Source organism: Flavobacterium sp. (assembly GCF_046155325.1).
Lineage (GTDB): Bacteria > Bacteroidota > Bacteroidia > Flavobacteriales > Flavobacteriaceae > Flavobacterium.
Genome location: NZ_JBJXDQ010000014.1, coordinates 1 through 10432, shown reverse-complemented (window position 1 = coordinate 10432; position 10432 = coordinate 1). Strand labels below are relative to the sequence as shown.

Annotated in this window: 11 protein-coding genes; all 11 read right to left on the bottom strand. The window is 32.4% G+C overall.

Annotated elements, in window-relative coordinates; genetic code table 11:
- Positions 1-457 precede the first annotated feature (457 nt).
- The 11 genes from ACKVOD_RS01505 to ACKVOD_RS01455 all read right to left on the bottom strand — a co-directional run bounded on the left by ACKVOD_RS01505 (position 458) and on the right by ACKVOD_RS01455 (position 10337).
- On the bottom strand, positions 458-1369 hold the full coding sequence (locus ACKVOD_RS01505; RefSeq protein WP_409207717.1) for an alpha-1,2-fucosyltransferase: 912 nt from the start codon (positions 1367-1369) through the stop codon (positions 458-460).
- A 74-nt stretch (positions 1370-1443) separates the two neighbouring features.
- Positions 1444-2640 carry an ATP-binding protein gene (locus ACKVOD_RS01500; protein WP_409207716.1) on the bottom strand — a complete coding sequence of 399 codons (1197 nt, stop codon included), beginning with the start codon at positions 2638-2640 and terminating at the stop codon, positions 1444-1446.
- 86 nt (positions 2641-2726) lie between these two features.
- Positions 2727-3851, bottom strand: coding sequence for a UDP-N-acetylglucosamine 2-epimerase (gene neuC, locus ACKVOD_RS01495; RefSeq protein WP_409207715.1), 1125 nt, complete (start codon positions 3849-3851; stop codon positions 2727-2729).
- A gap of 489 nt (positions 3852-4340) precedes the next feature.
- The gene (neuB, locus tag ACKVOD_RS01490) at positions 4341-5417 is read right to left on the bottom strand and encodes an N-acetylneuraminate synthase (RefSeq protein WP_409207714.1); all 1077 of its coding nucleotides are present in this window, start codon (positions 5415-5417) and stop codon (positions 4341-4343) included.
- A gap of 21 nt (positions 5418-5438) precedes the next feature.
- Positions 5439-6134, bottom strand: coding sequence for a cytidylyltransferase domain-containing protein (locus ACKVOD_RS01485; RefSeq protein ID WP_409207713.1), 696 nt, complete (start codon positions 6132-6134; stop codon positions 5439-5441).
- Between the two features lie 372 nt (positions 6135-6506).
- A complete protein-coding gene (locus tag ACKVOD_RS01480; RefSeq protein WP_409207712.1) occupies positions 6507-7220 on the bottom strand; it encodes an FkbM family methyltransferase in 714 nt (237 codons plus the stop codon).
- 60 nt (positions 7221-7280) lie between these two features.
- Positions 7281-8201, bottom strand: coding sequence for a glycosyltransferase family 2 protein (locus tag ACKVOD_RS01475; RefSeq protein WP_409207711.1), 921 nt, complete (start codon positions 8199-8201; stop codon positions 7281-7283).
- Positions 8202-8246: 45 nt separating this feature from the next.
- Positions 8247-9602 carry an ATP-binding protein gene (locus ACKVOD_RS01470; protein ID WP_409207710.1) on the bottom strand — a complete coding sequence of 452 codons (1356 nt, stop codon included), beginning with the start codon at positions 9600-9602 and terminating at the stop codon, positions 8247-8249.
- Positions 9603-9662: 60 nt separating this feature from the next.
- Positions 9663-9821 carry a hypothetical protein gene (locus ACKVOD_RS01465; RefSeq protein WP_409207709.1) on the bottom strand — a complete coding sequence of 53 codons (159 nt, stop codon included), beginning with the start codon at positions 9819-9821 and terminating at the stop codon, positions 9663-9665.
- Positions 9822-9834: 13 nt separating this feature from the next.
- Positions 9835-10116: a Txe/YoeB family addiction module toxin gene (locus ACKVOD_RS01460; protein ID WP_409207708.1), complete on the bottom strand. Its 282-nt coding sequence runs from the start codon at positions 10114-10116 to the stop codon at positions 9835-9837.
- Positions 10101-10337, bottom strand: a complete 237-nt coding sequence (locus ACKVOD_RS01455; protein ID WP_409207707.1) for a hypothetical protein — start codon at positions 10335-10337, stop codon at positions 10101-10103. Before ACKVOD_RS01455 ends, ACKVOD_RS01460 begins: the two co-directional genes overlap by 16 nt.
- Between the last annotated feature and the right edge of the window lie 95 nt (positions 10338-10432).

The window sequence follows — 10432 nt, the reverse complement described above, 5'->3', positions numbered from 1 at the left end:
TAAAAGAAATAACTTGCTATTAACAACAAAAAGTTTTGCAACTGTAATCCTCGTTTATTGACCAACCAATACAGAGTGAAAACTATGGGTAAAAACAGTAAAAAAGATAGGGAGTTAAATAGCATTGTTTGGCTCTATATTATTTTAGTTGACTTATTTAACCTTTTTTAATTAATTATATCGTTTAGATATATCGATTTGTCTCATTGTCAGTTCTGGCTTATCTTCCTCGTTCAAGACAAACTAAAGTCGAGAACTAATTGTACATCTTGACTGCGCTCGAAGTGACAAATAATAATTACACTTAACCCAATTTATAAATGGGATTATTGTCAAGTCGAGCCTTTCGTCTTCGCTCAAGACGGACATGGTCGAGACTAGTTGTTGAGTCTCGACTGCGCTCGACTTGACAAACCTCTTAAAATAATAACATTTATTTCTAATTTATACTATTTTTTTAAATTCCAAACACTCCAAACCATTTTCTTTTTGCGTAACGTATTCTTTGAGCAAATTTTAATATTTCAAATTTTATGTTCAAAAATAAAATATACAAGGCAGCTTTAACCCGTAAAACAAAATACTTATTATCAATTTTATACAAACTATCATCAAAAGGAATCCACCGAGAAGGAAAATAGTCGGAATCGTCATTTTGCACACCAAATTCATCACTAAAATTTTTAATAGGCCGAATTATTTTTGAATTTTCTTTTTCGCCCAACCAAGCCGACCACCATGAAAAAGTAGAATTACTAATCACAAAATCATCACATTGAGACCCCAAAACCAATTGCTCAATACCCGATAAATTTTTTAGAAAATAAGCGTTTTTCAAAAAAGAAAAATGATATTCACAATACTGAATATCATCGCTAGTAAAAATCAAATTTCTGTTTTTCCAATCCGGAAAATTCTTAATAATGGCAAGAAAATAGTATTTAAATGATAGTTGAAAATAATACGGATGCCGAATAAAATCGCCTCTTCTAATAGAAATTAGAATTGTACTATTGGCAAACAACTCTTGATGATGTTGAATTAATTGATTTTTAAAATCTATGTCGAAAGTGAAAATTTCTTTAGTTTTACTTAGATCAAAATACTTTTCGGATTGCAACCAGCCCTCAATATTATATTTTCCATTTTTTAAATTCCAATCATAATAACTGTATTTATGTTCAATTATAAGTTCAAAATCATCATCAAGAGACAAAACAGGAAATTGATATTCGAAAAATTTCGAATATTGCCAAACAGGAAAAGAAAATGGAAGCAAATTTTTATCAGCAATTCCAATTGTTGAAGCAATTTGAAATAACTGATTCCCAAAATTTCCTTTAAACCCTAATTTTAAAAATGTAATCATTTCTGTTTAAATTGACTTATTGTTTCTTGCTTTGTTTGGTTTAAATAACTTAGACGAGGTGTTTTCTCAATATATCAATACAAAAAACCAAAAAGCCATAAAGGAATGGTATTTTTATATCCAAACTCCAAATTATCTGCGGCAACATAGGCGTTCGACAATTCATTTATTTGCTTTGTACTCTTACTTTTTCCACCAATTTCAAAACTATATTTATTAGACACCAAAAAATCTGTTTGTTCTATATAACTCAACTGATGTTGATACCCCAATTGATTGGCAAAAAAAGTTTCTCTCATGTTTCCAGTATTTGTCGATTTTGGCGCTATAGCAAACATCAAATTGGAGTTATCTAGAAAAATTTTGTTGGGTTTTTGCAATTTACTAATTCCTCCAGATTCCTTATACAAATTAGAAGTAATCCCAATTTCATCTAAATAATGAAGATATAACAGTAGCGTTCCTCTGACGATTCCCATTTTTGCACTTAACTTACTGGTGTTTGGAACAAAAGGAACCGATTCTGAAATAATCAATAACAATTGTTTTATCTTATATACGTACCCCAAATCTACTTTTCGAAGTAATGGCAATTCGATTTCGAGGGACATATTGATAATTTCCATCAAAATAGTGCCGTACATTTCGGGGTTCTCTTTATAAAAAGGATAATAGCCTTGTTTCAAATACAACTCAAAAAGAGGTAGTGGCTTTATTTTTGAAAGTATATTTTTTGAAATATCAATATGATTTTCAAGTATTTCATCCAAGGAATAAGAGTCTAAAAGCAACCCCGTTTCAAAAGCTATAAATTCTCGAAACGAAAGCCCTTGCATCTTATAAACAATGGCTCTGCGACTCAAATCAGCACGAGCGTTTAGTATTTCCAGCAAGGATGAACCCGTAAAAACGACCTTTAGCGTGGGGTAATCGTCGTAAATATTTTTAAGTTCTTGTGCCCAATTGGGATATTTATGAACTTCATCTAAAAACAAATATTTTCCTTCTCTCTTTACAAAATAGTCTACCAACTCACTCAATGTATGATTGCTAAACCAAATATTATCCAAACTTACATACAAAGCTTTGTTTTGCTCATCCTTCAAGTGCATTTTAATATACTGCAAAAGCAAGGTTGTTTTGCCAATTCCTCTAGCACCTTTTATACCAATTAACCTTGAATTCCAATTGATATCTAGCATGATACTTCTCACTATTTCTATAGAAGTATAGCGCAGTTTTTGCTGGTATTTTTCGAATAATTCTTCCATTTTGTATTTTATATCAAACAAAAATAGTTAAAATTGTTTTATAAAGAAAACAATTTTTAATTTATTTGTATTTTATAACAAACGAATTAATCAATATCCCTAAATTGTTTCTGATGATTGATTTGCCAAATAGCTTTGTCTTCCATCACTTCCAAAAACAATTGAGCACTATTTCCTTGACCAAAACCGAAAGTTATTTTATTAGATTCCTTAGTGTCAATGTTTTTTAATGCTTCTGAAATACTCTTTGTGGTATAATCTACATTGATAATATCGGCATGTACCGCACGATTCTGTTGACGGGACCCTATATTGATAATAGGAATACCATAATAAGGAGCTTCCCGAATGCCAGCACTGCTGTTTCCAATGATGAATTGACTGGATTTTAATAAGGTTAAAAAATACTCAAATCGCAGGGAAGGAAAGATTCTGAATCTCAAATTTTCTTTCAGCACTTGATACTTTTCAATAATACTTTGACTCCCTAAATCATTATTGGGGTAAATCACCACATAATTATGGCTATCATTCCGCAAGGCATTAACAAAATTTTCAGTATATTGCTTCATCTCTTTGACTTCCGTGGTCACAGGATGAAACATTACAATGGCATATTTTTCAAAAGGAATTTGATAATAGTCTTTTACTTTTTCTAAACCAGGCAAGTCTTTAGAAAACATACTGTCAATATCTGGAGAACCAATAGTAAAAATAGATGAATCCACTTCGCCCATTTGTTTTAATCTTTTGGCTGCAGCCTTATTAGAAACAAAGTGTATATGGCACAATTTACTCACACTGTGTCGTATCAGTTCATCTACTGTTCCTGAAAGCTCTCCGCCTTCGATGTGAGCAACCAAAATATTATTCAACGAACCTACTATTGCTCCAGCCAAGGTTTCGACTCTATCTCCATGAACGACTATCATGTCAGGTTCAATCGTTTTTATATAATTTGACAAACCTTCAATGGTTTTGGCCAAAGTCAAATCCATTGTAGTTTCGTGGGTGTGATTTTCAAAAGTATGCAGATTTTTAAAATTACATCTTTCAATTTCGATAAGTGTGTAACCGTACTCTTTTTGCAAATGCATGCCAGTTACAAAAACAAAAACCTCGAAACTTGCACTTTTTTCAAGAATTGAAATCAACGATTTTATTTTGCCAAAATCGGCACGTGTTCCGGTAAGGAATAATATTTTTTTCATTTTAAATACTTGCTATTTTTTTTAATAAGTGCAAAGATGCTAAAATGATGTATTCGATTCAGGCGTTTTACACACCCCTAACCCCTCTCAAGAGGGGAATCCATCCCTGTTAACAAATGGCTATTAGAATTTATTGAAATTTAATAATTTAACCCGTTGGGTGTAATTCAATTTTCATAATTTTTTAACCACATAGAAATATAGATTCTGAAAATTTTGAAAGTCGTTTCTCTTAATTCGAGAAAAACATAGCTATGCGAAACCATGAATTGGGCTATCAAACTCTTTTTTCTATGAATCTATGCGGTTAAATTTTTTCATATACTATTAATTATTAATTTTTATTAATTACACCCAACGGGTTAATTTACTTTTTTTATTTTTTTGCACTTCTAACTCCCCTCTTGAGGGGGAATCCATCCCTATTAACAAATGGCTATTAGAATTTATTGAAATTTAATAATTTACTTTTTTCGTTTTTTTGCACTTCTAACTCCCCTCTTGAGAGGGGTTGGGGGTGTGTAATGAATTAAAATCCTCCCACTTCAATTGCTCATCATTTTCTATATTTCTAGTCGCTACTTTACCTAATAAATTATTAAAATGTTCCGCCAAAATCTCCCCTGTTCCAGGTCGTTTAACCCAGATGTTTTCTGTTGTGAATACCGCTCCTTTTTTGATTGGAGCAATAGAACAGACCGTGGCAAAAGCAAAATCAATAGTAACTTGCTCCTCTTTTGCTGGCTCTTTTGTTCCGCCACGCATTTGCCAAATTTCATTGGAACCCGTAATTAATTCTTTTGTAGTTGGCTCATCCATACTGCAAACAATGTCTGGACCTGTACGTTGCATGGTGTCGGTGAAATGTCTTTCTAAAATACTGGCACCTAGTGCCACGGCACCCAAACAAGCGTTGTTATTTAAAGTATGGTCTGACAACCCAAAAACTTTATCAAGAAAGGCTTCGTGTAATTGTGTCATAGCACCAAACCTTACCAAATGAATGGGTGTCGGGTACAAATTGGTAGTATGCAAAAGTGCTAAAGGAATGTTGTGCTTATCAAAAATAGCAACTGCTTTTTGAACACTTTCTATAGTGTTCATTCCAGTACTTAAAATTACGGGTTTGCCAAAAGAAGCAATATGTTCTAGCAAAGGATAATTATTGCACTCACCAGAACCTATTTTGTATGCTGGAATATCAAATTTTTGCAAGCGATTAGCAGCAGCTCTTGAAAAAGGAGTGGATATAAAAATCATTCCTTTGCTTTCTACATAATTTTTTAGTTCCAATTCCTCTTCTTCATTTAAAGAGCAACGCTTCATAATTTCGTAAATTGAAACATCAGCATTACCTGGAATGACTTTCTTGGCTGCGCCAGACATTTCATCTTCAACAATATGAGTTTGGTGTTTCACTACTTCCACTCCAGCACGATGCGCAGCATCGACCATTGATTTGGCAACCGCCAATGAACCTTCGTGGTTAATTCCAATTTCAGCAATAACTAATGGTGGATAGTCAATACCTATTTTTCTTCCTGCTATTGTTATGTATGGATTCATAGTGAAATTATGAATTATGAATTATGAATTATGAATTATGAATTTATTAAATAAATACTCCGCATAATCCAAATCATCTTGTGAATCAATATCTACATTCGCAAAAATATGGTTAACTTCGAATGGAAAAGCACTTTTTGAAATTATTTCACTGTCACCTCGAGCGCAGTCGAGAGGTAGAATTAATTTTGCTTTGCTAATATACAATAATCCATTTTCGAAATACAAGGGCTCTAAATCTTGGCTTCGTTGCCCCATTTCGTAATTGAGGGGGATAAATTGATTGTTTTTTATTTTACCCAACTTTTGATGGTTTCTTGAAACCGTAAATAAACTATCATAATTTTGCTTTTGAAAGATTTCAAAAGCTTCTTTTAGCAAATAATCGGGACGCAACGGATTTGTAGGCTGCAGCAAAACTACATTTTCGACTTCGTAGTCTATAGATTCTAAGACATGTTTTAATGCAGTTACCGTAGGCTCGAAATCTCCTGATAAACTTTCGGGTCTATCAATTACTTTAACTCCATAGTACAAGGCGATTTTTTTTACCACTTCATCGTTTGTTGAAACATAAATTTCATCAATAATGGCACTATTTTTTTGGGCATATAAAATGCTATGTGCAATCAAGGGGATTCCTCCCAACAATAAAATATTCTTGTTAGGCAACCGTTTAGAACCGCCTCGAGCGGGAATTACAGCTATTGTTTTCATTTAAATTTCCATATTTAAAAAATCCTCTAAACTACAGACCGTAACTTGTGGAGCAATGTCATAAAATCCTAAAATTGGGGCAATGCTATAGGGCGATGATTTTTTTGACATCATTTTTTCTTTCTATTTTAAACAAAAATAAGCGTTTTTCTATGATTTTTAATAAATAGCTTATTTAGTAAAAAACAAGAATAAATAACAGGGCTTTAACTTATTGTAAATCATCATTTTATATTAAATTTTAACACAAATCGTGCAAATTGAAAATACGATTTTCAATTTGCACGATTTATGTAGTTTAGGCATATTTTTCTACTTGCCAATAAATTTTGGTTTCTAGAAAACCAGCTTTTAAATATTCTAATAACTATCCTAATTCATAAAGTTTTTATTTATGAACAACACATCAGTTTTTGAAGCCACACCATCTGCAGTATAAAGAATATCATAAAACCGAACTAATTCAAATCGATTTTCCAATAAAAAATTATAAATATCCCCAAAGGAAGATTGACCAACATAATTTTCGTTAAAAAATATTTCAACATATACGAACTGAATCTTATTTTGTTTCATCAAGTTCGATGCACCTTTCAAAACATTGAGTTCATAACCTTCAGTGTCTGTTTTCAATAAATTAATATATGGAACCTTATTTTTGCTACAAAACTCGTCAATAGTAATGACTTCAACTAAATAGGTTTCCACAATTTTTGCAGTACCATAAGCTCTTTTCAACAAAGAATTTAAAGCACTCCAAGAATATTCATTGAATTCCAAATTTCCAGAATTTAAACCCACAGCTGAATTATGAATACTTAAATTTGAATCCACAAATTTTTCTCTTATGTAATTAAAACAATTTATACTTGGCTCAAAAGCATAAATTTTCGCATTAGAAAAATGATTTCTCATTTTTTGAATCGTTTGACCTAGATTTGCACCAATGTCAAAAAATATAATATTATTACCTACTAATTTATCTTTTATTGCTAAAAACGGATCATCATCAAGCAGTAAAATTGTACTTTTTTTTGAAATTTTATAGCCAATAGAACCTAACATCTTTTTTATAACGCTCTTCATTATTTTATCTTGGGATATTATATATATTTAAAATTCGAAAAGTACGAATAATTTATTGTTTTAATTAATACTGTTTTCGGGCTGCCAATAAATTTTGGTTTCAGGAAGTTTAAAATAGGAATCATATTCTGTTTGCGACATTCGGTGGCTGTTTTTTATAATTCGCGGAATAGCACAAACTAAATCCAACAATGCCAAAACTAGCGCTTGAAACACTTTTAAATCGCCATTGAACACTTTTTTGAGTTGCATCCATATAGAATAGGCTAGCTTTCTTGGAATTGTAGCAATGGGATAAAACATGAAGAGCAAATACCACCCCGAGCGAAGCGACCGCCGCAAACGAAGCGTATAATCTGCATCGTTTTTTCTTGATTTTACAGCAACTCTGTGATGGGCTAAAACCTGAGGAAAATAATGAACTTGCCAGTTCTTTTTGAATAATTGGTAAGAAGCAAAATTCTCTTCGCCATAAAATACAAACCATTCCGGATAATTAGGAATGTTTCGCCAAGCCTTCATACGCCAGGCATGTGCACAACCGACAAATCCCTGTACTTGTTGTGGATTTTCGTTAGAAACTATAGAATTAGGATCTTCTAATCCCCAAAAAATACGGAAAGCTATCAAACCACAGTTCGCGTTTTGCTCAAAATAGTCTTGAATGGATTCTAAAGGATTCTCGGTTACAAAATGAGCATCATCATCTAATGAAATAGCATAAGTAGCTTTGGTTTCGTTGAGCATCGTGTTTCTACAAAAAATATAACCTTTAGAAAATTCATTTCTATGAATTTTAATATGGGGGAAGTTATCTTTTACATACTCATACGTTCCATCGGTAGAACCATCATCAAAAACGACACACTCAACGTTATCCTTTTTAAGCAGATGATTTATTTTCTGCAAAGTAAAAGCCAAATCACTTAGGCGATTTTTGGTAGAAATTAGAATGGAGAAAGTGGGTTGAATTGGTTGCATTGGTGTGTTGTTATTGCTTTATTAAAATACTTAAATTAGGCACAATTAGCTTTGTAAAGAAGCTTCAAAAACACCTTCCGAGGCTAACAACGAAATGAATACTGCTGTATAATCAGCCATAAAGTGTGGTATATTCAACAATCCATCTTGGAAAGATAGATTTTTAAGAGAATATCTGATACGCAATTCTGGATGGTATTTTTTGGCATAAAAAGTCAAACTACGGCTTCTAACATTTTCATCCGATTTGACTTCAACGGGAATAATTGTGTTTTTTGACTGTATAATAAAATCAACCTCAGCTTCGTTTCCAGAGGTCCAATAACGTGGTAATACTTCAAATTGAGGAACTAAACTTTGCAAAACATAGTTTTCTAAAAGTGCGCCTTTGAATTCTACAAAAAGTCTGTTTCCTTCGGTAAAAACAATAGGATCCAGTTTGGATTGTTTGCGTAATATTCCAACATCGAAAGCGTAAATTTTGTATGCGCTCAAATCATCATAAGCAGACAAAGGTAGTTTTGGAGTTTTACATAAAGCAATACGATATACCAAACCTGCTTGTTCTAGCCAACGTATGGCGTCTTCATACTCTCGTGCTCTTGCTCCAGATTTAACGAGCTGGTAAACAAATTTTTTATTTTCTCTGCCTAGTTGAGAAGGAAGAGAGTGCCAAACATGCCCGATTTTGGCAACATCTTTCATGATAGGATGTTTGGCAAAATCGAGCTCATAAGAACGAATTAAGTCTTTGAGTACCATATCGGCTTGAACAAAATCTTTGGTTTCTAAAAAAGTTAAAGCCACTGCTGGCAAACCTCCTGTTATTAAATACTTTTTGAAATGATCCTTAATAGACGAAAAAAATAGATCCGGTAGGGGTTCTATCTTTTTTACACCTTTTAAATACACATCAAGTTTAGGGTCACATTGCCCTAAAAACTCTGAAAAACTAAGTGGATAAAGCGTTAAAAACTGCACCTTTCCTACTGGAAACGAATTGGATTTACCTAAAGAAACACCCAGTAAGGAACCCGCACAAATCACATATAATTCAGGAGTGTTTTCGAAAAAATATTTAAGGCTGTTTAGTGCCGGTAAACATTCTTGAATTTCATCAAAAATGATCAGGGTTTGCACATCTATTTGTTCTCCGTGAACAAGGGATAAGTTTCCTAGAATACGGTATACATCTTTGGTATTTTCGAAAAATTGGGCAAGTTCAGGCTTTTCATCAAAATTAAAATAAGCCATTTTTTTGAAATGGTTTGTTCCCAACCGCTTCATCAAATAGGTTTTACCTACCTGACGCGCTCCATTTAGCAGTAATGGCTTGTGGTTTGGCCCATTTTTCCACTGGACTAAAGCAGTTTCTAATGTTCTTTCAAAAATTATCTTCACGTATTTAATGCTTTTTATGTGTTAATAATCACAAATATAGTGTTAATTATGTGATTTTTACTAATTATCATTAAAATCCGAAGAACCATCATCAAAAACGACACACTCAACGTTATCCTTTTTAAGCAGATGATTTATTTTCTGAAAAGTAAAAGCAAAATCACTTAGGCGATTTTTGGTAGAGATGAGAATGGAGAAAGTGGGTTGAATTGAGTCCATTTATAATAATTGATTACTTATTATTGTAATGTCCCATTGCTGAAACAACATAAACAGTTACAATATTCTCATCAACACTATAAATTATTCTGTGTTCTCTGTTTATTCGTCTTGACCATAGGCCAGTCAAACTGTGCTTTAATGCTTCGGGATGTCCTTCGCCAGTATATGGAGTTTCTTTTAATTCGTTGAAGATTTTATCAATTTTAATATTGATTGCTTTGTTTCCAGCTTTTTTATGTTTTGCAAGTTCTTTTAATGCACTTTCAGAAAAATTGACTAGATACTTTCCCATATCGAATTTGTAGTTATAGGCATAAATTTTTCTTTTGCAATTCTCTTCTTTATCATTGCAACAAATTTCGGATCATAATTACCCTCATTAACTTTCGAAACAGGCTTATCTTTAACTAATGTTTCAATTTCTACACCTTTGTTTGAAACAGAAAGTATTTTTGCTAATTCCAACACAATTTTACCTGCTTTAGTACGCTCATTTATAGTTATAGTTGTCATAATACCTTTATTTTGAATTACAAATATACGAAAATCATACTATTGTAAAAACCAAATCGATGAGGCGATTTTTTGTAGAGATGAGTATCGAAAAA